Here is a 25089-nt window from a genome sequence, read left to right as displayed (position 1 = left end):
GCCTGGAAATCAGGTGGCGATCTGGGCCTTGCGCTGGGCGGCGGCGGCGCCCGCGGCCTCGCGCATATCGTGATGCTGGAAGTACTCGACGAATTGAAAATTCGGCCGCATCGTATCGCCGGTACCAGCATTGGCGCGGTCATTGGCACGATGTACGCGGCAGGGTTGTCGGGGCGTGAAATTCGCGAGCTCGTCGACAGGCTGACCGTCTCCGAAAATGAATCCTGGCTCAGTGGGCTGTTCGAACAGGACCTGGGCCGCTGGTGGGATCTTATTCAACTGAAACTGGGCAGCGGTGGACTGATCGACACTGATGCTTTCGCCCGTTATATCGAGGAAACCAGCGGCGTGTCCAGATTCGATCAACTGGGTATTCCGCTGCAGATCGTGGCCGCGGATTTCTGGCAGCGCGGGCAGGTGGTTTTCGAAAGCGGCAGCCTGGGTCCCGCGATTCAGGCCAGCATCGCGATCCCGGGGCTGTTCAGTCCAGTACAGCATCGCGGCCGGGTGATGGTAGACGGCGGCCTGGTCAACCCGGTTCCATACGACCTGCTGTTCGATGACTGCGACGTCGTGGTCGCGATCGACGTCTCGGGCAAACGCAATCCGCAATCGGAGGACGCACCCGGTTATTTCGAAACCCTGTTCAATACCATGCAGATCATGCAGGCCCAAATCCTGCACGAAAAAATGCAGCGGCGGCCCCCGCATATTTATATTCGTCCCGAGCTCGAGGATGTGCGCGTGCTCGAATTCAACCGCGTTGACGAAATTTATCGGCAATCGATGCCGGCGCGCAGCCAGCTGAGGCAGGCCCTGCGCCAGCGCTACCAGATCTAAACAGACCCTCGAATCCGATAATCTGCCGCTTTTCTCGCGGGTTTTATGGCTCCTATGTGCCGGTTCCTGACCTTTACCGTGATTTGACTGAGTGTCGGTTCAGGGTCGCACTCGGAAGCTCATTAAAAATTTCTGAGGGCCCGCTTTCGGGAGGTGAGTAGATATGTTCACTCACATTACTCGTATGTAGCAATAATGTACCAACACATCACTACATAAGGCTCATTTACACTCTTTATTACTACATTTCGAGGTTGATCAAGACCGCAAATTGTTGATTTATAAATACTTACCATTTTACCAGTAGGGCTACGAACCGAGCGGTCGGGAGTTCGAATCTCTCCAGGCGTACGAGTTTTAAAACTATGTAAATTAGTAACTTACAAGGGTTATTTAATGTAATTACTAATACTTAAATTTCTTATATGTGGTCAATTATAGAGTGCTTGCTTTACGGTTATTTGCTGGTTTTACAAGGAAAATTTCCCATACCTCGAAATTAGCAGTATCCATCGGCGGTAATTTCTACAAAACAGACGCTGAAAAACTCCTTACCAATGCCAACCTTCGGCCACGAGCGGACATTCGATGTTCGTGTGAGATTCTTTTTTAATGATTCAGCTGCATGCAAGTTTAGTCTAGGCCATAAAACTCCGTTTCTTACATCGAGAACAATTGATATACAAAGGTAAATATCACCCTCAGAAAATTTGAGTACAATGATCTGGCATTAACGATGAGCAAAAGGGATGACGGTTTTAAAATCTATACTCGTGTTAGTTATTTCAACGTCACCAGCAACCCTATATGGAGCAGCAACCGACGAAAACAGAAGCCATAGGCATGACTTCTACTTACTGCAACGCTACAAGCTGAAATACACGAAAGAGATTTTCGATTTTTGTGTAGAAAAACATGGAACAACCGGATCGGCGTTAGGAGGTTGTATGATCGAACAAAATACAATAAAGAATAGAATTCTTGGAGTAGCACACGATCAGTTAGGTAGGCGGTCGCTGGCACAGGATATTTACGATGATTGTGTCGATTACCATCCGATCAATGGAGTCGCAAGGATCAGCAAATGTGTAATGACCAGACTGGTATTGAACAGCAAACTGGAAAATGATTCTGTCGAGCAAGAGATTTATCAAAAGTGCGATTTCAAATGGCGTAAACACGGCTTCAGGGCAATAGATAATTGCGCGAGAACGCAAGCGAATTATTATCGGGATACAGGCCAACTACCGAATTGGTAATATAGATTTAATGCTAGCGCTCGCTTCGGGTCGTAAATCGCCGCTGACTCACCGAGATTGCGTCACTCCGGCAGATCACGGCCCAGTAGCATGGCGCCGAACCTCTCCCGCATGTCTTCAGATCGGTCTCGATAAATCCTGAATTTCGCGTGTTGTGTGGGCGACACCAGGTTGAGCTCGATGCCCCACATCGGTGTGACGCTGGTTGGCAACATCGAGTAGCGAATGTCGATCAGGACGTTGTCACGCCCGGGGTCAGACACCACGAAGTTATTTGAAAGCTGGTAAAACCGTTCAATGTCACGCGCGAGTACGCTGGCCCGCGGAAGTTCGGGAAGATCCCTCTCAGGCACGAACATGCGTGCCGAGCCGCCCGGGTAAAATCGGATTGAGTCCGGCCCGACCCGAATTGCGTCGACGTAAAACACATCGCCGCTGTGGTAAACCGAGCGCCACAGGATCAGGTTCGCGAGCGTCGGTTTGACCAGGATTCGCTGCACGTCGTGGCCGCGCTGCGCGGCGAGTTCCCGCGCGGATTCGAGCGCGTTTTTATGCTGCCACAGGCCAAGCAGCAGGTAGGCGCCGGCGAGCGCCAGGCCGACGCGGGCCGAGCCCGGTTTGTAGTACTTGAAGCCGAGGATCAGTGCGATGAGCAGCACCAGAGTAAACACCGGATCGATGATTGCAATGATGCTCCACGCAATCCGTTCGTCGCTGAAGGGCCACAACAAATGGGTCCCGTAGCTGGTGCAAGCGTCGAGCAGGCCACTGGTGCCATAACCCAGCAACGCATAGAAATAGGTACTTTTAAACCCGATACGCTTACGCAGCAGCAGCCAGAATATCGACGCGACGATCAGCGCCCCGATGGGGATGAAGATCAATGAGTGCGTGAAATGCCGGTGAAACTCGATGTTGAGTAGCGGGTCATCGCTGGCACCGATCAGAATATCGGCATCTGCCGGTAGTGCGGCAGCAAAACCAATCGCCGCTGCGAGGCGAGATTCTTTTTTGTCTGCGACCGACAGCGCCAGCGCACCACCGAGCAAACCCTGAGTTAACGGATCCAAACTTTTTATGTCGCCTACGGGTTGGGCAATCCCCCTACATTACACCGGTTGTCTGATGCTCGCCATCAGGAATGGTCAGAGTCTAACGATCAGGGGGGTGCGGATTTTATCGGGACACACGAAAGTGAAGAGTGCTGTCAAACATCTGGGTATCGAGGTGGATGATGCTCCGGAGATGTCAGAACAGACAGAGATTTAGGGCGAGGCAGCCCGGGGGACGCCGGTTACGGCGTATCTGGGTTTCTCAATGCAAGGGGATGGACTCCTCCTCATCTAATTGGCATCGATGTGCCAAACTGAGATTGTGACATTTCAACTAATGATTAAGAGGAGTCCATCCCATTGCTTTGGAATAGTGAAAATATGTGCGCTCACATTATTTTTGTGTAGCAGTAATGTACCAACCCACTACTAAATTAAGCTCATTTACACTGCTTATTACTACATTTCGAGACCGATCAATATCGTTAAGTTCGGGATGTGATAGTATTTCAATTGCTTGATTTCATTCGGTTTATTGATGGCAATGGATAATCTCGTCGGTAAGCTTGCTGTTTTTCTGCTGAGGGAGGGTATCATCCTACTACTTAATAATTCCCGTTCTGAATGCGATTTCTGATACTGCTTGTCCCTCTGGTTCTGATGTTGATCGGACTCCCGCTCACAGGCATCGTGCTGGCTGGAAAACCGCTTGACCTGTATTTAGAGTTTCCGCCACGAACCGCGCACGTCGTTCATGCAGATTTTTCCTGGTGGGCATTCGTAGCGACATTATTGTTCATTATCGTTTCGGTATCTCCTTTCCTTAACCGGGTAATCCGGTTCCACGCGAGCAGCGAGGAAAAACCGGTAAACGCTGCGTACTTTCCCTGGTGGGGCTGGCTCGCCGTTGCCTGGCTCGTTATCGTCTGGTTTATCGCGTGGAACAGGTTCCCGTGGTTTGCACCCGTCCAGGCATTTACATTCAGTATGCTCTGGTTCGGTTATATAGCGATCGTCAATGCGCTGACATGGCGGCGCACTGGCCGATGCATGTTGACGCATCGCCCGGGGTATACTCTGGCACTGGCCCCCCTCAGTGCCATCTTCTGGTGGTTCTTCGAGTTTTTAAACCGCTTCGTTCAAAACTGGTTCTACATCGGTGTTGATACACTTGGATCGTGGGACTATTTCTGGCAGGCCACGTTGCCCTTTGCCACGGTGTTGCCAGCGGTTCTGGGAACACGCGAATTGCTGGCTACTTTTCCGCGCCTCAGTGGGGGCCTCGAAAATGCCTGGACGATGGCCTGGATAAAGTCAAAACTGATTGCCTGGGTTCTGCTGATCGTTTCTGCTGCAGGGCTCGCAGCTGTCGGTGTGTGGCCGAATGCACTGTTCTCAATGCTCTGGCTTGCGCCACTTGCCTTGATCACGGCGCTGCAGATTATGATGAATCAAGGATCTGTCTTAGATGGGCCAGTAAAGGGCGACTGGCAGGAGATATGGCAGGTCGCTCTTGCAGGTCTCGTATGCGGATTCTTCTGGGAAATGTGGAACTTCGGGAGTCTTGCACACTGGGAATACTCGGTTCCTTACGTGCAGCGCTTCGAGATTTTTCACATGCCCCTGCTGGGATATAGCGGTTACCTGCCGTTTGGTCTCGAATGCCTGGCGGTGGCCAGGCTCCTGGATGTGCTATGGCAAGATAAATATCGAAGGAATATCTTAAACCTGGGCCACTGAAAGAGTGTCTGGATTTTGACTAACAGGGTAGCCAGCAGTTTTCTAATTTCCATTTAAACCAAATTGCCAGTTTCATGGTTGGCAAAAAAATGTGCCATTCCCTCAAGACTTGTATGAAAGCCGGCTATTACTGGGCAGCCGCTTCCAGGTTCAGCAGGGCAGGTACATCGCTCGGCTTATATCTTTTGATTCTTGCCAGGTCGAGCGGTTCTCTCGGCTTGGCGGTAACGATGAGCGTGGATTTCCCGGCCAGGAATTCCTTGTATGGATCGATTACGTATTCATCAAACTCGATGCCATGCAATTTGCCGCGGTACTGTAGCGCGTTCAAATGCGCAGCCAGAATCTGTGCCGGCGTCAATCCCAGCTTTGTGCAGTACTTTTCAACCCGCTGGTTTAACGACTGGTCCGTGATTTTTATACGCAGGTCACTCATCTTCGGTTTATAGTAAGGCCCACTCGCCACGCCGGTCATCAAGTCTCCCGCCATCTGTACACTCATCTCGAGGTCTGCCATATCGACCACGTCGAATTTCATTTCGGCGCTATAATTGTTTTTAGCCTGTCGTAAACCGATCGATACTGACACGAGCATTTCCTCGTATCCGAGTGCCTGGAGTGCCTTTGGTGAATACCCGTACTTGCCGACGCAATGAACCCCACGTTGCCTGATGTCGGGGGGTGCCAGTTTCTTGATGCTTGCCTCGTAAAAATCCTTGTAGTAATCGGCCGTTGCCAGGAATTGAATATCTTCGGCGATAAATCCGAAATATTTCGGTGTTTCGCTGCTTGCCGACGGAGTACCTGCAGCGAAGTCGCTCAAGTTCAGCAGGGTTAGAAAATTCGGGGTATCGATACCCAGTCGTCCGATAACAAAGCCGTCACGGTAGGCCTTCATTTTCACCTTTATATCGTCGATTGTGAGCTCCCCGGTTATGGTTGAACTAATGCCGCCATACTCAATCTCCGCGTAGGGTGCCATCGCCAGGACAGCAGAATCCATGCCATCGCTGACCTTGTAATACAGGTAAAACTTGGCGGCACCAAATGCAAGGCCGATCAGTAAGACGGCTCCAATAAGAATAAATTTCATCGGCTGTTCCTGTGTTCCCCCGATTCAATGGGACGAAACGCTTTAAGGGTTGTTAAACAGGAGTATAGAAGGGACAGAATGGATTTCCATGCGAGAACATTTCAGCCAGGTTACCCGGTAACCCGTGCCGAAACTCGCCACGATTTTTGAATTATACTGCGGGGATTTAGAGCTGTGATTTGCAATGTCCCGGGTAGCTGTTCAAATTGCTGTAATCAAGGGTGATGGTATCGGTGTCGATATTACCGATGCGGCGCTTGCGATCGTCGACGCGGCAGTCGCGAAATCTGCTGCCATCTGCCTGGATTACCGCGAAATATATGCTGGTGCGGCATACTTCCATGAAACCGGACATGACATTGAGGAAGGAGGGGAGCAGGCCGCGGGGAAGGCGGACGCGATATTTCTCGGCGCGATTGGTCTGCCTGAGATCAGACACAGGGACGGTACCGAGATCTCACCCCATTTGCGCCTGCGCGATATCTACCAACTGTATGCCGGGGTGCGGCCGGTCAAGGCTTATCCGAATGTGCCGCAACCTCTTGCCGATCCACGCGCCGGGGATATAGACCTCGTCATATTGCGCGAATCCACGGAGGGTTTGTTTTATTCGGCGGCGGTACATGGCCGAAGTGAGATTGTTAATAACGAGGAGGTGCGCGATGTGTTGCGAATTACTCGCGCTACTACGGAGAAGTTGCATCGCTTCGGCTTCGAACTGGCGCGTAAACGTAAGCAGGGAGGCTCAAATGGTATGTTAACCTGCGTCGACAAGGCCAACGTGTTTACATCGATGGCGTTTTTCAGGCAGATCTACGATGAAATCGCGTTGGAATTTCCTGATATTCAAACCGATTATAACTACGTCGACGCGCAGGCACTCGACCTGGTTCGTCGGCCCTGGGACTTCGATGTGCTGGTTACCGAAAACATGTTTGGCGACATTCTCTCGGACCTTGCCGGTGGGCTGGTCGGTGGCATGGGGATGGCGGCCTGTGCCGAGATCGGAGAGTCTACCGCGTTGTTTCAACCCGCACACGGTAGCGCGCCCGATATCATGGGCCAGGATACTGCCAATCCGCTGGCCGCTATTTTAAGTGGTGCAATGATGCTGGAGTATCTGGCTGACAAAGCCGGGGAGCCGACGCTGGCAGAGGCATCACGCCTGATTGAAACCGCAGTCTCAAGTGGTTTTACCGAGTCACGAATCCGTCCGATCGAGTTTGGCGGTGATATGGGTACACGGGCGATCACCCGCGAGTTGTTGGCTCTTCTCTGACCCTTTATTTTGTCCACTGTAAGATGCCCCCCCCCTATGATTCATCAAGTGTGATTTGGTGCTTCCTGATTCGGAGAACGGGTTCAACATTAAAATAGAATTAACATTAAAATAACACTTTAACTGTTTGTAAATAAACAAATTATATTGATAAAAATTTTATAGTTTTAATCTCTAGCATCGATTTTCACGCGCCAAAAACTTGCCTGACGAACGGCACTGTTTTTAAAACTATCTCTGCTATGCTCCTTAGCATGACGCGCACTGCCGAACTCGATATACAACCTCCCGTAACCCTCGAACAGCTGATTGGCCAGGGCCAGGATTTGCCCAGCCTGCCGGAAATTTATCTGCGTGTCTCCGAACAACTGGAAAACGAATCTAGTACCGTACAGCAGATCGGCGACACGGTACAAAATGATCCTGCGATAACGACGCGCGTGTTGAAAATGGTTAATAGCGCCTACTACGGTATGCCGAACGAGGTCGCCTCGGTTTCGCAGGCGGTTTCGTTACTCGGACGCGAAAGACTCAAGCATATCCTGATCGGTTCGGTACTGCGGGGCGTTTTCAGCACGCAGGAGAACCCGGCCTTCTCGATGCAGGTATTCTGGCAGCACAGCATAAAAACCGCGATCATCGCACGTCAGCTGGCAATACAACTCAGCGCAATCAAGGAACCTGAATCGATGTTTACCGCGGGCTTGCTGCATGACATTGGCAAGCTACTGCTGATTAACAAGGTACCGCATCGTATGCTGGCTGTGGAAGAGTACATGATTCAAAAACGGGTCGACGTATTAACCGCTGAACTGAGCCAGGTCGGCGTTACCCACACCGCCGTGGGTGAGGCCTTGATGGATCACTGGGGCCTGCCGCAATTGCTGATTGATTGCGCGCGTAATCACCACGAGGTGGTTCACGATGGTGCCAATCGCGAAGCCACCCACCTGATTTACCTGGCGAACTGCCTGAGTACCTATGTGCCACCCCTGGACGAACAGGAAACGCAGAATATACTCGACGATATCGAGAACTGGGACCAGGGATACGCAACCCTCGAGCAGATTGCATACGCATGCCAGTATGCCGAAGACATGGTATTCGAAGTCATGGAATCACTCGGTATGGTCGCGCTTGAAATCGCCAACGATTAGCGTAGCCGGGCATCAATCCAGGCGAATTGTCGGTAAGCCTGGTCCATATCAATCTGCCCCAAATGCGAAACTGCCACGGTCAGGCTTTTCCCTGTAATAAGTTTACTACAGTACATTATCTGTACAGGCTGTGATCCTACCAATCGACAGGCACATCTGGTCATAGTCCGGTTTTCCCGGTCCGCAACCTGTCAAGCTCTGTTTACTGCTGATATCCATAATGTTGAAATAATTATTATTATCGTCGACCATACAAATGCTTATGTATTGGAACCGTGCCGGCGTATTAGTAATTGAATGCCCGGCATCTGCGATTAGCGTGAGGAAAATAATTTATGATTGGTGAAAAGACACCCGAAGTAGAAGCCTTCTGGGCGCGTGTTTGCGAACAGCACGGTATTTCAGCAGACAGCTATCATACGCGGACTTTTGGCGACCCGAAATACGCGGAGTATGGCGACCACGTAACCCAGTTGGCGATTGACCGGGTTAAGCGCGCAACGGCGCACCTGGCGATGGATTTCGAGCTGAACGAGGTTCCGCGGCGGGAAGCGGGAGATTACTGGATAATTCTCTGGGAAAACTTCAAACCCGCCTGTGTGCTTGAAATTGTCAATGTCGAGCTAAGACCATTCAAGGACGTGGATGCAGCATTTGCGGCGCGCGAGGGGGAGGGCGATGGCAGTCTCGAGTACTGGAAGCAATGTCACGAAGAATACTTCAAATTGCAGCTTGGTGACTGGGGCAAACCCTGGTCCGAAGATTTACCCGTGGTGCTCGAGTCATTCGAGCTGGTGGCGGTCAACGAGGATGCGACTCCCTAAGTCCGACAGGCGGTACTGGTTATCGATGCGTGTCGCGATATTTTTTCGGCCGCTGCATCATTTCGATTACCAGGTCTTCGCCGCCGAACCCGCCGCGGTTGGGCGTTAGCGCTTGTTGTCCGGGATAATAAAGCGCTTTTTTGACGCCTTCGTCCATCAGATAAGCCGCGCAAATTACAGTCATTATCAGGTTGTAGTCGGATTCTGCAAGGGCACCTAAGAATGCCTCGGGTCCGTTGCGGTATGCATTCATAATGCGGATAAACGGGGCCTCGAGATCAGGCCGCGATTTAAAAACGCGATCGATCGGCCCACGCTCAAGGCTAATTTCGCTCGCCGCCGGCTGGCCGTCACCGCCCGGCAGGACGACGGCGGCAATTTCGGCGATCAGCTTTCTTTGCGGGCCAGTTATCGAACCAGTCATGTCGCAGCAACCCTGGCCTTAAATCTCGTCTCGATGAGATGATCAGCCGTGCGTCGTGCCAGCGCGGCGATGGTTGCCGCGGGATTTACCGAAGACGAAGTCACAAAAACGCTACCGTCGATGATGTAAAGGTTTTCGATGTCGTGGCTGCGCAGCCACTTGTCGACCACCGAGGTTTTCGGGTTGCTGCCCATTCGGCAGGTACCCAGGGCATGCCAGCCGTTATCCGTGACAAGTTTACGCGCGCTGGTTTCGTAAGCGCCGGCAGCGGCGAAAGATTCAACGGCGCGATCCGCCATGAAATCGAGCATGCGTTTGCTATTGTCAGAAACCCGGTAATGCAGGCGTATATTGGGATCGCCGTCGGCATCACGAGAATCCTGATCCAGCGTCAACCGGTTTTCGGAATCCGGCAGATCTTCCGCGGTAATGCCCCAGACTGCCGAACGTCCCAGCCACTTATCGATGCGGCGGTGTAAGTCCTTGCCCCAGCAACGGGATTCGTCGAGCGGGTAGAGCGCGGCGGCCAGGGGACCCCCGGAAGGTGAAAGATTCCACTTCGCACCGCGTACGAAATCGTGCTCGGAGCGGGTTTCTGCGAACTCCAGTGAATAGATACTCTGTCCCCAGTGTCCCTGCCAGCTCATCATCGGCTCGTCAAAAAAGCCGATGATTCGACACAGTGGATGCATCATCAGATTGCGCCCGACCTGACCGGAACTGTTTGCCAGGCCGTCGGGACAGGCAGGCGTTGCCGATTTCAGCAGCAGCCGGGCACTGCCGATTGCGTGGCTGGCGAGCAGAACCAGTTGGGCGTTGACCGTTTTTGTCTCGCCACCCTGGTCGGTGTACAGGGCGCCGCAGGCAAGGCCTTTGTTATTCAGTAAAATTCGGGATACGCAGGCACCTGTGATCAGTTGCACACCGTGGGCAAGCGCATCCGGCCAGTGGGTGCGATCGACGCTCCCCTTGGCCCCCTCGTTACATCCCGCGCGGCATGTCGATCGCTGTACGCAGGGACGGCGGCCTCGGTAAGGCTGGGAAGCAATCGCGTTTGACCCTGGCCACCAGTGCCAGCCGAGCCGGTGATGTGCCGCCGCGACACGTTCTCCCCAGGGTTGTATCGGCAGAGGCGGCAGGGGATACTCGGGACGATCGGGATAGGCCGGATCACCGGCGATACCCGAAACGCCGAAGTCGAAATCATTGAGATCGTAATATGGCGCGAGGTCCTGGTAGCTGATCGGCCAGTTTTCGCCAACCCCATCGAGCGAGCGTACCTGAAAGTCTCCTGGCAGGAAGCGCATCCAGTGTGCGCTGTACAAAATGGTGCTGCCGCCGACGCCATTGTAGAGCATCGGCTTGATGTCGCTGCTATCGTCCAGAATCGCATAGTCGGCAATGGCTTTGCGGGTATTGGGATTGGCATGCCATACGCCCATGGCCTGAAGTTCAAAATCAGCCTTGTTGCCGGGATAGTCTTCCGGGTCGTTCCACTGACCCTGTTCCAGGCAAGTCACTTCGATGCCGGCCTTTGCCAGTTGTAAAGCGGCGACCGCACCGGATAAGCCGGCGCCGATAACCAGCACTTCTGTGTTGATCTTTGACATCTGGCACTAAACCTAGTTGATAGATTTGGCCGGAACAAGCAGAATCTTTTTTCGGGTGGCCACCAGGCGGGACCGAAGTAACTGGATTAATTATTAATTTGCCGGAGCAGTTCGCCACTGCCTCTCCTACGGAACTGATTCATGGCGCAAACACGCTGGACTATCGGAGTTACCCATTTAATCAAACCACCGTTTGATCCGGAACTGGCGGCGTTTTCAAAACACGCGGAAATTATCCATTTTGATACGCGTGACGAATTGGCTTTCGACCCTTCGCAACTAAAACGACTCGACGCCATGCTGGTATGGACACCGTCGATCACCGAGACCACGATTCGACACCTCGACAGATGCAAGATCCTGGTACGCTACGGCGTCGGCTACGACAAGATAGACATCGCTACACTGGAGCGACGCGGCATCGTGTTTTCCAACAATCCGGAATACGGCCCGGAAGATGTCGCCGACACGGCAATGGCGATGCTATTGAGCCTGCAACGCCGTATCCCGGAACACGATACAAAAGCGCGCGGTTACACCGATAGCTGGCAGGAGAATCATCTCGCGCCAACCCTGCATTCGAAAAACGCCTGCGTCGGAATTGTCGGACTCGGGCGTATCGGCACCAGTCTGGGCCTGCGCCTGAAACCGTTCGGGTACAGGATCCTTGCCTACGATCCTTATCTCAGCAACGGCATGTTCCGTGCACTCCAGGTTGAGCGCGCCGACTCGTTGGCGGAACTCGTCGAGCGAGTTGACATATTGTCGCTGCACTGCCCGTTGACCGACGAGACCCGCGGCATGATGAATGAGGCGATGTTTGCGCTCGCCAGACCCGGGCTCATATTCATTAACACCGCGCGTGGCGGGTTGATTGATAATCTCGATGTCATCGAGTCGGCTCTGCGCTCGGGGCAAATCGCAGCAGCGGGGCTGGATGTTTTACCCTCGGAACCGCCAGCCGAACATCCGTTGATTATTGCGTGGCGTGAGCATGCCGAATGGTTACAGGGACGTTTACTGATAACTCCGCATAATGCGTTCTACTCGAATCACTCGATGGCAGAATGTCGCTATAACGCGGCGCAGACGGCCTGCCTGATGCTTGAGAAAAATGTACACCGCAACGCGGTCAATTCAGCCGGTTAAGCGTTAATCGAAAGCCGGATCGAATTTAACCCGGGCTGGATTCACCGGGATAGCGTATGGTGCCACGCAGGGATTCGTAATGGTCAGCGGCCTGTAACAATAGAGATTCTTCGAAAGGGCGCCCGACCAGTTGTATCGCGGTTGGCAGGCCCTCGGCATCAATGCCGGCAGGCACCGATATCGCGGGTATCCCGAGATAATTGGCAAATCTCGTCATCGTCGCCATGCGCGAAAATTCTTCATCGATCGCCGCGGCCTGCAGGTCGGTCTGGGATTGGAACAGTGGTGCGGTCGGCACCGAAACCGGCATCGCCAGAAGGTCGACTTCGGCCAATACATTGGTGGTGAAGGATTGCAGCAGCGCGGACCTTGTCGACAGGGCCTCGATATAACGAACCGCTGGAATTTTAAGGCCCCCTTCGATGACGCTGCGCACCGCGTGCGACATACGCGGATCATTTTCACGTAGTGCGCGACCATGCATGGCGGCGCCTTCGCTCTTGACAACAACCTGTTGCAATTCGGTGTAGCGGGTCAGATCGGGAATCTGTACTGGCTGCATCGGGTAACCTGCCTGTTCAAGTAGCGCCATTGCATTATCGAATTTCGGATCGGCTTGCATGGTGGGGAATTCGGTACGGACGTCCAGGATGCCAATTTTTGGTAATCGGGCATCCGTGTTCGACGGCCTGTCGCACGACACCGTTGCGCTGCTTACCGAAGTCGCGTCGAGCGGATCGCGACCCAGGATCGCGTTAAAAACGATGGCCGCGTCCCGCGAGCTGCGAGTTATCGGACCGATACAGTCCATTGACCAGGTACGCGCCAGCGCACCAAAACGGCTTACGCGCCCATAGCTGGGCTTCAAACCTACCGTGCCACAAAATGCGGCTGGAATCCGTATCGAACCCCCCGCGTCGGAACCGATGGCGGCATAGGCGAGCCCCGCGGCTACGGCTGCCGCGCTACCTCCGGAAGAACCCCCCGTGTTGTGGGCAAGATTCCACGGATTTTTACAGCGGCCGTAAAACGCATTGTCGCCGCTGCCGCCGGCTGCCAGCTCATCGAGATTCAGCACCCCTACAATAACGGCACCGGCGGTTTCAAGCTTTTCTATCAGGGTAGCCTGCGCATCGCTTCCATCCCGGGGTAGCTTACTGCCACCACTGGCAATGTGGCCTGGGAAGTCGAAAATATCTTTTACCGCGATCGGCACGCCGTGCAGCGGGCCACGCCATTTATTGTCCTGCAGTTCCTGGTCTAGCAGCAGTGCACGCTCGAGCGCAGTTGACTCAAACACCTTCAAATAACAATTGATCCCCGGGTTGTGTGCGTCGATACGTTGCAATAGCGCCTGCGTGACACGCTGACTGCTGAGTTCCGCGTGGCGCAGTTTTTCGCTCAAGACGGTGAGCGACATGAAAGCATCCGGGCTATTCATGACTCCGCGTCGACCGCGGCCAGTTGGCCAAGCAAGACAGTGAATTGCAACGGGTCTGGCAGTGGTTGTGCGGTACCTGAACCCGGGATGGCTGGCAAGCGGTGAGACTGTGGCTCGACATCTCCCTCTGCGGGGGATAACGATGTTTGGTGTTCTTCCGTCATTGATGTAAATTGTTCATTTCAGATAACAGTATTAAAACGCATTCGCAATTTCGCCGCTATTAAAAATGACTGTTGAAGCCAGCTCGCTCGATGACAAGTTTCAGTACCAATTCGGTCCTGAGCAGGAGGAATTGCGTCAGTTAAGACGAACCAGGGATCAACTGGTACAGATCATGGATTCGCTGCCGGGACTGGTCGGCTATGTTGATCTGGAACTGAAAATTGTTTACGCGAACAAGTTGATTGAAACCTGGTATCAGCGTTCCAGATCCGAACTCGTGGGAATGCAGTTGAAGACACTGTTTTCCGACGAGCATTATCAAACGGTGGAAACCCTGTTGCAACGGGTGCTGTCCGGCGATGAAATCAATGAAGAACGTGAAATCAGTTATCCCGACGGTGTCACGCGGATGGTTCATTTGAACTATATCCCCGATCGCGGCGAAGCCGGCGTCAATGGCTATTTTTTCCTGGTGCGTGATGTATCGCAGCGCCACCAGGCAGAGGTGGCGCTCAAACAGGCTAACGAATTACTGGATCGCAAGGTGCGCGCGGCTACGCTCGAGCTCGAGCAGCGCAATCGAGAGCTGCAAAACGAAAATACCGCGCGCCGCAACAGCGAGGAACGTTACCGCATCGTTTCCGAGCTGATGTCAGATTTGATTTATGTCTATCAGATCGATGCCGATGGCTCGATGAAGACCGTCTGGCAAACCGGGCGTCTCAGCGAGGAGTTTTCACCGACCTATACGGCCGATGGCCATCACCGGCTGTGGCGCCCGATAATACATCCCGATGACGCACAGGTGCTGGATAGCCGAATTGAGAGGTTACTGCAAAACCAGAGCTCGATAGATGAGTTTCGCGTCATCGATGATAACGGTGATACGCGCTGGCTAAGGGCCTACGGTCGGCCCATCTGGAGCGAAGCGCAGCAGCGCGTCGTACAAATCATGGTCGCAACCCAGGATATTACAGCAACCAAAATCGCCGAGCAGCTGCTCGAGCGCAACCGGCAGATGCTGGCCGCCGCGCTGGAATCCATGTCCGAGGGTTTCATGCTGTTCGATGAGAACGGGGAACTGGTTGAATTCAACGAGAAACTGAAAGAACTGTTTCCAAAAACCGCCTCGCATTTCGTTAAAGGTGTGTCTTTCGAAGAATTGCTGCGTCAAAGCGCGATTTCCGGTGAAGTCAAGGGGGCCCAGCATGACCCGGAGCAGTGGGTTGCCGAGCGGCTGAAAAAGTTTCCCAGCGAGAGTGGTTCGGTCGAGGTGGAATTGTCGGACGGACGCTGGATCCTGTCGACCGATCGTCCAACACGCGGCAAGGGCGTGGTCGGTATTCGTACCGATATAACCGAGCGTAAACAGGCCGAGAAGCGGCACCGGCGCCAGGAAGCCGAACTTGCGCAGGTGTTGCGCCGCGCGTCCATGGGCGAAATGGCTTCCGCGCTGGCACACGAACTGAGCCAGCCGCTGGCGGTGGTGGTTAACTACGCCAACGGTTTATTGCGCAGGCTCGACGAGTCGCCGGTCAACATCGATAGCGCCCGCGAGGCGCTGACTAATATCAACAAGGCAGGGCAACGCGCGAAGGATATTATCAACCATGTGACCGATTTTGTGCGGCTTGGCAAGCCGGAAGTCAGGGTAGAAAGTTTCGACAGCATGATTGAAGACGTGCACGAAATGCTGCGCGACAGGCTCGAACGCAATGGTATATACCTGGACAAGAGTCTCGGGCCAGAGGAAACCGAGGTCGAGGTCAATAAAATTGAAATCAAGCAGGTATTGTTCAATTTGATCAGCAACAGTATCGAATCGTTGCAGCAGTCGGACTCGGAGGAATGCCGTATTGGTATCGAATGTGAAAACTCGGATGGCGAATTCCTGACCGTAAAAGTGCGTGACAATGGCCCGGGGATCGATGGCAGTGTCATCCAGACACTGTTCGAGCCTTATGTGACGACAAAGTCCGAGGGGCTGGGGATGGGGTTGTCGATCTGCCGAACCATCATCGAAGCGCACGGCAGCCGACTCTGGTATGAAGCGGATGACGCGCCAGGCGCCTGCCTGTGTTTTCGCCTGCCGCTCGCGAATTGTGACCATGACTGAAAGCGGAACAGCAACGGTCCACATCGTTGACGACGAGCAAGACGTTTGCCAGTCGGTAAGGTACCTGGTTGAGTCGATCGGATTGCAGGCCTGCTGCTACGCATCGGCGTCGCAGTTTTTCGAAGAATATAAAGACCAGGGGCCCGGCTGCCTGATACTCGATTTGCGCATGCCCGGCATCAGCGGTCTGGAAGCGCTGGAGTTGATCGCCGAAAAGCCTATCAACGAACCGGTTATTGTCGTCACCGGCCACGGCGACGTGCCGGCAGCGGTGCGCGCGCTTAAACTTGGCGCGATCGATTTTATCGAAAAGCCCTGCAACGATAATTTGCTGATACAGAAGATCAATCACGCACTCGAGCTTGACAGCAGCAATCGCGCCGAGCGGGTACGCACCGAGTCGATAACAAAAGCCTACCATTCACTTACAGAACGCGAGCGAGATGTGTTGCGGTTACTCGTGGCCGGAAATTCCAACAAGGAAGTTGCGCGTGCGCTTAACGTCAGCCCGAAAACTGTCGAACGACACCGGGCGAATATCATGCGTAAACTCGATGTCGGCTCATTTGCAGAACTGGTACGCGATTTTTCGGTGCTGAATCATTAGCATTTCAGGGTATGCCATCGGCTGCTCAGGCCCAGGCAGTAACCGGTTAGCCAGCTGCCAGCCCAAACCACTAAGCGGAGCAATCCACTGAGGCAATATTTTCCACTGGCACTGATTTTACTGCTGACGCTGGGCACGCTGCGTGGCGGTGCCACCAGTATTTCGAAATATGTTGCTATCAACGATATCCCGCCGCTCGCTTATTCGATGTGGCAGTCGTTGATCGCGGCTACCTTGCTGATCGCCATGGGTTATGCCAGAAGCGGGCAGCTGCCGCCGCTGCTTCGGTATCGCCGTTATTATACTATCTGTGCCCTGATCGGTGTCGCGATTCCCAACGTCATCTTTTTTTACGTCGTACAAACCGTTCCCGCCGGTACCATGGCGGTACTGCTGACGCTGGTGCCAATCGTAACCTACTCGCTGGTAGTGATGCTGCGCATGGAGCAGATCAATTCGCTGCGCGTCGTCGGCATCGGGCTGGGTCTGGGTGGTGCGTTGATCATTGCCATGCCGCAGATTGTCGGCAAAATTACGATTGACTGGTGGGTGATCATCGGCATGCTGTGTCCGCTGGGTTATGCCTGTATGGGCGTATTTGTATCGCGTAATCCGATAACCGGTTACCACGTATTTTTACTGGCCGGGGGCGCGCACCTGGTCGCTTTTTTGTTTTTGCTGCCGGTCACCGTATTGAATGGCGATTTTTTCCTGTTGTGGAGCAGCCCCGGACTGGTCGAGGCGCTGATCCTAAGCCATGGCGTCATCGCCGCGGTGGCGTATTCGCTGTTTTTCAAAATTGTCGAACTTGCCGGTGCCGTGTTTTACAGTTTCAGCACTTACATCATCGGAATTACCGGTATCGGCTGGGGCTGGATAGTGTTCGGCGAGACCCATCCTCAGCATTTCTGGCTCGCGGTCGCGCTGATTTTTACCGGCCTGACAATCGTCAGTACCCGACGCGGCAGCAAGACCGTTAAAGGTAATGCCGGGGCTTAGCCGGATTAATAAATTATGCGATGGCTAGAACAAAGCAGAACTTGCGAGGCTAGAACCACCGTCGACGAACAAGGTTTGTCCGGTCACGTACTCGGCGTCATCGCCCATGAAAAAGGCAACCGATCGGGCGATATCTTCGGCAGTCGCGAAACGGCCCAACGGTATCCGTTGTAGTTTGCGCTCGCGTTCGGAACTGCCCTCGGGATTGTTGGAGCGGAAAAACTCGGTATCGACAGGCCCCGGCGCCACCGCGTTGACGGTAATGGCATCGCGCGCCAGCTCGAGCGCCCAGGTACGCGTCATGCTGATCAATGCCGCCTTCGAGCCGCCGTAAGCCGTGCGGGTCGGCAGGCCCAGTGCAAGCTCGCTGGATATATTGACGATACGTCCGCGATGTTGCTGTTTCATCGCGGGCAGGCAAAACTTGACGCATTGCATCGCGGCTCCCAGGTTGACCTGAAACACCGCATCGACGATATCGAGATCGATATTTTCGATCAATTCGGGGCCAACGATACCGGCGTTGTTGACCAGGCCGCCGAAGGCATATTGCTGGCACAGGTTTTCCAGCATCGCGTCGAGCGCCTGGCGGTCACCGAGGTCGACACAGTGAAAGTCGCCCGGGAAGTCCTCGGGTTGATGGCGTGCCAGGCCAACCACGTGGTGATTACGTGCGGCCAACAGGTCGGCGCAGGCGCGCCCGATTCCCTTGCTGGCGCCGGTAATCAACGTTACCGGCTTTGAATCGTCGTTCATGTCAGGTCTCCAGTTATGCCTGGTCCGCGGGTTCCACCCAGACCCGGTTGGATTGGAAGGTACTTTGCCCGGCAACGTCGGCGAGTTCATCCGATGTTGTCCAGTTAACGGTAACCGGTTCATCGCCCGGCGCCCAGAAACCGTTCACGGCAATGGCAACACCGGGTCGCACGAGGTCGCTGACACAGGCGCTTCGAATGCAGTAGCCACGGCGGTTGCGCAGCCGCACCTGCTGGGTATCCACGATCTTCCGGGGCGCCGCATCGACGGGATTAATCAGTACTCGCGGCGTTTTTTCTCGCCGTTGCAGGCTGGCAACATTGGCCATGCTCGAATTGACGAAATGATGCGCCGCCGGTGAAACCAGTTGCAATGATGTTTCCTGCTCGGCGTCGAGGTCGTCATCGACTGCCTGCCATTCGGGCAACGGCGATAGCCCGATCTCGGCGTAGGCTTCGCAGTAGAGTTCGATTTTAGCGCTCGGTGTTGCAAAGCGTCCACCTGCAAACGGCACCTCGTCCGCGCTGGCAAAGGCGACCTGCGCGTTTTGCTGCAGGGTTTCAAGCGAGGTATCGGCGAGCCTGTCGGTTGTTGCCCGGGTGGCCTGTAATACCCCATCGATCACTTCGTCCGCCGACTCAAACAGCCAGGAATCTTTGAAACCCATTGCTTTCGACAATAGCTGCATGACTTCCCAGTTGCTTTTCGATTCCCCGAGCGGCGCAATCGCCGGGTGGTTGTAACCGAGCAGGGTATGACCGTAACCGCGATGCAGATCGGTATGTTCTAGCTGCGAGGTCGCGGGCAGCACGATATCGGCGTAGCGCGCGGTGTCGGTGAGGAATAAATCGTGCACCACGGTGAACAAATCTTCTCGTTCGAGCCCCTTCTTGACAACCCCCGTGTTGGGTGCCGAGACCATCGGGTTGGCGCAGAATACGAACAGGGACTGAATCGGTGGATCGGTTACTTCGCCGCGAAGCGCCGCGCCGAGGCGGTTCATATTGACCAGGCGCCCGGCTGGTGGGCAGTTCTGCCAGCGGTTGATCGCCTCGTCATCCCATTGAAAGTAGTCGCCGGTGGAACAACTCAAGCCCCCACCACGAACCCCGTATTGCCCGGTGAGGGCGGGCAGGCAGGCGATTGCGCGTACCGTCTGGCCACCCTGTCGGTTACGATTGACCGCATCTCCGAGGCGGATCATCGACGGCTTGAGTTGACCATAAAATCGCGCAAACTGTTCGATTTGCGCTGCTGGAACAGCAGTTATTTGTGCGACGCGTTCGAGGTCGTAAGACATGACATGCTGGTGAAACTGTTCCCAGCCGTGGGCGTGTTGCTGCAGCCAGTGCGGGTCGTGATCCCCATTGACGATGAGTTCCCGGGCCACGCCCAGCGCGAGCGCCAGGTCGGTGCCGGGCAGGGGTTGCAGGTGCAAATCGCAATGGCGCACCGAACGCGAACGCAGCGGGTCGATGACGACCAGTTTGCAGCCCTGTTTTTGAGCCCTGTGTACGAAGGGCATCAGGTGCGGCGCGGTGCTGACTGGATTATGACCCCAGAACACGAGTAACTTCGAGTCGAGCACGTGGTGATAGGGTGGGCTCATGCGCGCACCGAGGGTAGCACGCACCGCGTGGCGGGTAGCCGCCATGCAGATCGAACGCTCTAACTGGCTGGCGCCGAGTCGATTCCAGAAACGCGCACTGGCGACGGTCATCTGTACCAGCCCCAGGGTGCCGCTGTAGCTATAGGGGAGAATCGCCTCGGCACCGTATTCGTCAATAATTCCCCGCCAGCGTTGGCTGATTTCGTCGATTGCTGCTGGCCAGCTGATTTCCTGCCATTGGTTCGAGCCGCGTGCGCCGACTCGCCTGAGCGGCACGCGCAGGCGTCGCGGATGGTAAACGCGTTCGAGATAAGGCGCGACCTTGGCGCACAACCAGCCGGCGGTTACCGGGTGCCCGGCATCGGCCTCGACCTCGACGGCACGACCGTCGCGCACCCGGGTCTGCATGCCGCAGGCATCCGGGCAATCATGCGGACAGATGCCGTTGACGATACGGTCGGATTCAGACGGGCTCATCGATGACAACGACGTTTTGCGGGAATAATGCGCACAGGATTCATTATGCAGAGCACAACGGTTGTGCGTAATGAGGGAAATCACCCACGCGGATGGGTGAAAGTCTGTACAGGACTGCAGGGATTGCCTAGTAGGCAAGGATGGCTGGCGGCATTATGCTTGGTGGTTTGAATTTTAACGGTTCGGGGGGGCGTTAATGGCCAATGACACGGCTTTCAAGGAATACGCTGAAGTAGCCAAACAACGGCGATCGTTAAAGCAGGGTCCATTCAGGGGATACGACAGGGCGAAGCGGCCGCCGGAGGATAGCGAACTCACGCACGTGGGCCCCGGTACGCCCTGTGGCGAATACTTCCGCCGTTTCTGGATTCCCGTGGTTATGACCCAGGAACTGACCGATATTCCCAGGCGAATTCGTATTCTCGGCGAAGACCTGGTGGCCTACAGGGACAAGTCGGGGCAGTACGGCCTGTTGCATCTGCACTGCAGCCATCGTAATGCCTCGCTCGAATTCGGCGTCATCGAGGAACGCGGGTTGCGCTGCTGTTACCACGGCTGGTTGTACGACGCGGATGGCACCATCCTGGAAATGCCTGCCCAGTCGATGGAAGGTAAATCGAAGCTTTGCCACGGTGCTTACCCGGTGGTCGAGTACCAGGGCCTGATTTTTGCCTACCTGGGCCCGCCGGAGGAAAAGCCGGACTTCCCGCGCTATGACACGACGCAGTTGCCCGATGTCGAAATGGTGCCGTATTCGATCGACTATCCCTGTAACTGGCTGCAAATCTGCGAAAACACGATGGATCCATGGCACACTGTTTTTTTGCATGCGCGGGTTACCGATATTCATTTCGGCGATACCTGGGGTATCGCACCAGTCACCAAATTCTACGAAAAAGAGCATAAGGTTTATGCCACTTTAACCTACCGGGTCGACGACATGATCTGGGTGCGCTCGCAGGAAACAATATCGCCTTCTTTCAGCCAGGTGGGCGCATGGTGGGAAACCGGCCGCGAAGAAAAGTACTTCAAACGCGCCAGTATCACCAAGTGGACCATTCCTCACGACGACGACCATTGCATGATTATCTCGTGGCGCAGTTTTGGCGATGGCATCGATCCCGAGGGTCACGGCAAGCGCGAAGAATGCGGCAAAAACATGGTCGATTTTCCGGGGCAGACCGGGGTCGAACCCTACGAGTATCGACAGCGCCATCCGAACGATTACGAGGCACAGGTCTCGCAGGGCCCGATCAATTCGCACGCGGCCGAAAATCTGGGTTCGACCGACAAGGGCGTTGCCTATTTACGCCATAAACTGCGGCGCGGGATCCGCATGGTTCAGGAAGGCAAGCCGTTGCCGCAATCCGAGCGGGTGGGTGACGAGTGGCTAACCCATACCCAGGACACGGTGTTGCCGATTCCCCCTCATTCAGAGGATGATGAAAAGTTACTCGAAGAAGTCACCGATGCAGTCATGTCGGTGGTATTTGCCGGCGATCGGTATTCGGGTAGCGAGCGCGCCGATTATATTGTCGGCGAGCTGAAAAAAATAAAACACGATCCGCGCTTTAACCAGGGGTCCGGATGATGGCCAGGTGTGTCACCAGGGCATTAAATCGTTTAACAGGAAACGATTAAAAATGAATACGCGCTGGGAATTAGTACTGCTGCCAAGTCTGATTATCGTCGGAATTCTGATCGTGGCGTCGCAGTATGTGTTCCTGGAGGGTAGTTTTTACAAGGATCTCGGGCTCGGGCGCACCGGCGATGTACTCCAGTTGACCAACTACATTCGATTTTTCACCGATTCGTTTTATCTCAATACGCTGTGGATTACCGTAAAAACCTCGGCGCTGGCGACGCTGTTCACGATGCTGCTGGGTTTTCCCGTGGCTTATTTGATTGCCCGTATGCGTTCGCGCTGGTCGATGTTGCTGTTGGCCGGCATCGTGGTGGCAACCTTTGTCACGATCGTCATCAAGGTATTCGGCCTGATAATCATCTTTTCGGCGGACGGCCTGATCAACAAGTTTTTAATGGGGGTGGGGATTGTCGAAACACCCTACACGATTATCGGCAACCAGACCGGCGTCGTGGTCGGCTTGATGCATTTTACGTTGGGATTCGGTGTGCTGCTGTTGTATAGCGTGATCCAGACCATTCCGCGTTCCTACGAAGACGCGGCGCAGATTCATGGCGCCAGCCGCTGGCGCATGCATTATCGCGTGCTGTTGCCGCTCAGTTTGCCGGGACTGACCGTCGGCGCGTTGATGATATTTAACATGAGCATGGGGGCATTCACGTCGGCTGCCCTGCTTGGCGGTGGACGGGTATTCACGTTACCGGTTCTGATTCAACGCACGGTCATGATGGAAGTCAAGTATTCCATGGCCGGCACCCTGTCAGCGGTATTACTGGTGACGGTGTTGTTGATTAACCTGCTGTCGATTATTTTGATTCGTCGACTACGCGCGGCCAGGCTGGTGATTGCATGAGTACGACAACGCCGGATCTTGAGAGCCCTGCGCCGACTCGTTCGAGTGAGGCGGCGATTGTGGCGCGCCGGCGTACCGGGCCGCCGCCCAAAATGGGCCTGCCCTGGGGCAAAATTTTCCATTATGTCTATTGCAGCCTGTCTTATATCTTTCTGCTGTCACCGATGATCGTGGTCATCGGCGCTTCGTTTCATGGCGGCGAGTATTACACCGCGATCAAATTTCCGCCTGACGATCCATCATTCCAGTGGTACTGGAAAATTCCCAGTGGGCAGCTCGAAGCCCTGGGCCTGAGTTTTTTGCTCGCCGGCGCTACCGCGCTTGGCGCCTGCGTGCTGGGTATCCCTGCCGCGCTCGGTATAGTGCGGGGGGTGATACCCGGCAAGACGTTTATTTCAACGATATTCCGGGCGCCGTTGCAGATTCCGGCAATCGTCACCGGGATCGCGTTCCTGCAACTCTTTTACCTGGTGGGCGATGCCACCGGGATGTATCTGCAGGGCACTTTCTGGGGTTTGTATATCGGCCATGTATTCGTTGCAACCCCCTATGTCGTCGGCACCGTCACCGCAATTTTGCAGCGCTTCGATATGCGTCTCGAAGAAGCCGCCTTCAGCCTCGGTGCCAGTCGCTGGAGCACGTTTCGACGTGTTACGCTGCCGGTGATCAAGCCCGGGGTTTATGCCGGGGCGCTGTACTCGTTCATGGTGTCCTTTGGCGACGTGCCGATTTCCATATTCTTAACCGCTCCCGGGTTTGTCACTTACCCGATTGAACTGTTTTACGGACTGGAGAATGATTTCGACCCCAGCATACTGGCGTCGGCGTCCCTGGTCATATTCTTTTGCCTGATGGCTTTGCTATTCATGCAAAAACTGGTTGGTCTCGATACGCTATTGCGATCCGGCAGCCGCTAGCCGTCAGGCTATAAACCCACAACAGAGGATGGAGAAAACGATGAAATTTAGAAGCAAGATTAACCGCAGTTTGATCAGTGCGGCCATGTTAACCCTCGGTGTATCGCTTGCGAGCGTGTCACAGGCGGGCGAGTTCGATGGCGTCACGCTCAAAGTCGCGACCTGGGGAGGTTCGTGGAAGGAAAACATTGTGACCAAGATCGTGCCCAAGTTCGAAGCGATGGGCGGCAAGATCGAATTTGTCACCGGTAGTCCGCAATCCAACCTGGCGAAGTTGATCGCCGGGCGGGGCAAGGCGCCGTTCGACGTGATGGAAGTACTGGATGCGCAGGAGAAAGATTTTTTCATGACTAATGAATTTATCCAGAAGATCGACACTTCGAGCATGCCCAATACTGCCTATCTCGACGACTGGGAATATAACGACTGGCGCATTGCTTCCTGGCATACCCAGGAGTCAATCTGCTACAACCGTGATAAGTTTGCCGAACTCGGTCTTCCCGCACCGGTCACCTACAACGATCTGACCAACCCCAAGCTCAAGGGGCGGATTTCGATTCCCGACATTACCTCGGGCGGCGGTCTGGCCAACTTTGGTGCCATTGCGCATGCGGCAGGTGGCGATGAACAGAATGTGGCGCCCGGACTGGATCTGATCAAGCGCATGAACGCGCTGAAGTTCTGGTCGCGCGGCGGTGAAGTGGTCACCCAGTTGCAGTCAGGTGATGTTTATGCGGCTGTGGTCCATTCTGGTTGGTGTGTGCGCGCCCGTAACGCCGGGGCTAACGTCATGACCGCGCATCCCAAAATAGGCAACAAGGCAGTGGGAGTTCACAAGTACGGCTGGTTGGTAATCATGAAAAGCAGCGAGAATGTCAAGGCTGCAAACTGGTTCCTGAACGCCTATAACGATGCCGATTTTCAGCTTGAATACGCGCGTAAAAGCGGTGTGGTTCCGGTCAACAAGAACGCAATCAAGTCACTGAAGTCCGATCCGGTACTGGCCGAAATGCTGCAGCTGGAGCCTGAGGATATCAAAAAGCAATTGCGTGTCGATTACTCGAAGGCGGACATTTC

General features: G+C 54.5%; 21 protein-coding genes and 1 pseudogene. 15 read left to right on the top strand and 7 right to left on the bottom strand.

Annotated features, from left to right (window positions below; all coding sequences use genetic code 11):
* Together OES20_16775 and OES20_16770 are read left to right on the top strand one after the other, a co-directional pair.
* On the top strand, positions 1 to 840 hold an 840-nt coding region (locus OES20_16775; GenBank protein MDH3636354.1), incomplete at its 5' end, for a patatin-like phospholipase family protein.
* 749 nt (positions 841 to 1589) lie between these two features.
* Positions 1590 to 2099, top strand: a complete 510-nt coding sequence (locus OES20_16770; GenBank protein MDH3636353.1) for a hypothetical protein — start codon at positions 1590 to 1592, stop codon at positions 2097 to 2099.
* A 62-nt stretch (positions 2100 to 2161) separates the two neighbouring features.
* Here the strand turns inward: OES20_16770 and OES20_16765 are convergent, their stop codons facing one another.
* Complete coding sequence (locus tag OES20_16765; protein MDH3636352.1) at positions 2162 to 3169, bottom strand: metal-dependent hydrolase; 1008 nt, start codon at positions 3167 to 3169, stop codon at positions 2162 to 2164.
* Positions 3170 to 3245: 76 nt separating this feature from the next.
* Between OES20_16765 and OES20_16760 the strand changes: the two are divergent.
* Both OES20_16760 and OES20_16755 read left to right on the top strand, forming a co-directional pair.
* Positions 3246 to 3368: pseudogene (locus OES20_16760) on the top strand (integrase).
* A gap of 443 nt (positions 3369 to 3811) precedes the next feature.
* Positions 3812 to 4891: a hypothetical protein gene (locus OES20_16755; protein MDH3636351.1), complete on the top strand. Its 1080-nt coding sequence runs from the start codon at positions 3812 to 3814 to the stop codon at positions 4889 to 4891.
* A 127-nt stretch (positions 4892 to 5018) separates the two neighbouring features.
* Here OES20_16755 and OES20_16750 read toward each other — a convergent pair whose 3' ends face one another.
* Complete coding sequence (locus OES20_16750; GenBank protein ID MDH3636350.1) at positions 5019 to 5984, bottom strand: hypothetical protein; 966 nt, start codon at positions 5982 to 5984, stop codon at positions 5019 to 5021.
* Positions 5985 to 6168: 184 nt separating this feature from the next.
* Between OES20_16750 and OES20_16745 the strand changes: the two genes are divergently transcribed.
* The 3 genes from OES20_16745 (at position 6169) to OES20_16735 (ending at position 9244) form a co-directional block, all read left to right on the top strand.
* Positions 6169 to 7263 (top strand): isocitrate/isopropylmalate family dehydrogenase, encoded by a 1095-nt coding sequence (locus OES20_16745; GenBank protein ID MDH3636349.1) that lies wholly within the window; start codon positions 6169 to 6171, stop codon positions 7261 to 7263.
* A 254-nt stretch (positions 7264 to 7517) separates the two neighbouring features.
* The gene (locus OES20_16740) at positions 7518 to 8420 is read left to right on the top strand and encodes an HDOD domain-containing protein (GenBank protein ID MDH3636348.1); all 903 of its coding nucleotides are present in this window, start codon (positions 7518 to 7520) and stop codon (positions 8418 to 8420) included.
* A gap of 335 nt (positions 8421 to 8755) precedes the next feature.
* A complete protein-coding gene (locus OES20_16735) occupies positions 8756 to 9244 on the top strand; it encodes an ASCH domain-containing protein (GenBank protein MDH3636347.1) in 489 nt (162 codons plus the stop codon).
* Positions 9245 to 9263: 19 nt separating this feature from the next.
* On the opposite strand, the gene OES20_16730 is transcribed toward OES20_16735, so the two are convergent.
* On the bottom strand, positions 9264 to 9668 hold the full coding sequence (locus OES20_16730) for a hypothetical protein (GenBank protein MDH3636346.1): 405 nt from the start codon (positions 9666 to 9668) through the stop codon (positions 9264 to 9266).
* Positions 9665 to 11278 carry a GMC family oxidoreductase gene (locus OES20_16725; GenBank protein ID MDH3636345.1) on the bottom strand — a complete coding sequence of 538 codons (1614 nt, stop codon included), beginning with the start codon at positions 11276 to 11278 and terminating at the stop codon, positions 9665 to 9667. Before OES20_16725 ends, OES20_16730 begins: the two co-directional genes overlap by 4 nt.
* 141 nt (positions 11279 to 11419) lie before the next feature.
* Here OES20_16725 and OES20_16720 point away from each other — a divergent pair, with 141 nt between their 5' ends.
* Complete coding sequence (locus tag OES20_16720; protein MDH3636344.1) at positions 11420 to 12427, top strand: C-terminal binding protein; 1008 nt, start codon at positions 11420 to 11422, stop codon at positions 12425 to 12427.
* Between the two features lie 25 nt (positions 12428 to 12452).
* On the opposite strand, the gene OES20_16715 is transcribed toward OES20_16720, so the two are convergent.
* Positions 12453 to 13868, bottom strand: coding sequence for an amidase (locus OES20_16715; protein MDH3636343.1), 1416 nt, complete (start codon positions 13866 to 13868; stop codon positions 12453 to 12455).
* Between the two features lie 229 nt (positions 13869 to 14097).
* On the opposite strand from OES20_16715, the gene OES20_16710 reads away from it, so the two are divergent.
* From OES20_16710 to OES20_16700, 3 genes are all read left to right on the top strand, one after another.
* Positions 14098 to 16149: a PAS domain S-box protein gene (locus tag OES20_16710; protein MDH3636342.1), complete on the top strand. Its 2052-nt coding sequence runs from the start codon at positions 14098 to 14100 to the stop codon at positions 16147 to 16149.
* Positions 16142 to 16756: a response regulator gene (locus tag OES20_16705; protein MDH3636341.1), complete on the top strand. Its 615-nt coding sequence runs from the start codon at positions 16142 to 16144 to the stop codon at positions 16754 to 16756. The genes OES20_16710 and OES20_16705 overlap by 8 nt, the downstream gene beginning before the upstream one ends.
* Before the next feature lie 120 nt (positions 16757 to 16876).
* On the top strand, positions 16877 to 17755 hold the full coding sequence (locus tag OES20_16700; GenBank protein MDH3636340.1) for a DMT family transporter: 879 nt from the start codon (positions 16877 to 16879) through the stop codon (positions 17753 to 17755).
* Positions 17756 to 17779: 24 nt separating this feature from the next.
* Here the strand turns inward: OES20_16700 and OES20_16695 are convergent, their stop codons facing one another.
* Both OES20_16695 and OES20_16690 read right to left on the bottom strand, forming a co-directional pair.
* The gene (locus tag OES20_16695; protein MDH3636339.1) at positions 17780 to 18511 is read right to left on the bottom strand and encodes an SDR family oxidoreductase; all 732 of its coding nucleotides are present in this window, start codon (positions 18509 to 18511) and stop codon (positions 17780 to 17782) included.
* 13 nt (positions 18512 to 18524) lie between these two features.
* Entirely contained in the window at positions 18525 to 20597 is a 2073-nt protein-coding gene (locus OES20_16690) for a molybdopterin-dependent oxidoreductase (protein MDH3636338.1), read from the bottom strand.
* 196 nt (positions 20598 to 20793) lie between these two features.
* Here OES20_16690 and OES20_16685 point away from each other — a divergent pair, with 196 nt between their 5' ends.
* From OES20_16685 to OES20_16670, 4 genes are all read left to right on the top strand, one after another.
* Positions 20794 to 22188 carry a Rieske 2Fe-2S domain-containing protein gene (locus OES20_16685; protein ID MDH3636337.1) on the top strand — a complete coding sequence of 465 codons (1395 nt, stop codon included), beginning with the start codon at positions 20794 to 20796 and terminating at the stop codon, positions 22186 to 22188.
* Between the two features lie 52 nt (positions 22189 to 22240).
* Positions 22241 to 23095, top strand: coding sequence for an ABC transporter permease (locus OES20_16680; protein ID MDH3636336.1), 855 nt, complete (start codon positions 22241 to 22243; stop codon positions 23093 to 23095).
* On the top strand, positions 23092 to 24012 hold the full coding sequence (locus OES20_16675; GenBank protein ID MDH3636335.1) for an ABC transporter permease: 921 nt from the start codon (positions 23092 to 23094) through the stop codon (positions 24010 to 24012). Before OES20_16680 ends, OES20_16675 begins: the two co-directional genes overlap by 4 nt.
* A gap of 40 nt (positions 24013 to 24052) precedes the next feature.
* Positions 24053 to 25089: extracellular solute-binding protein (locus OES20_16670; GenBank protein MDH3636334.1), on the top strand; the 1037-nt coding region annotated here is incomplete at its 3' end.

Source organism: Gammaproteobacteria bacterium, assembly GCA_029862005.1.
Taxonomy (GTDB): Bacteria; Pseudomonadota; Gammaproteobacteria.
This window is presented reverse-complemented; position numbering and strand designations above follow the sequence as displayed.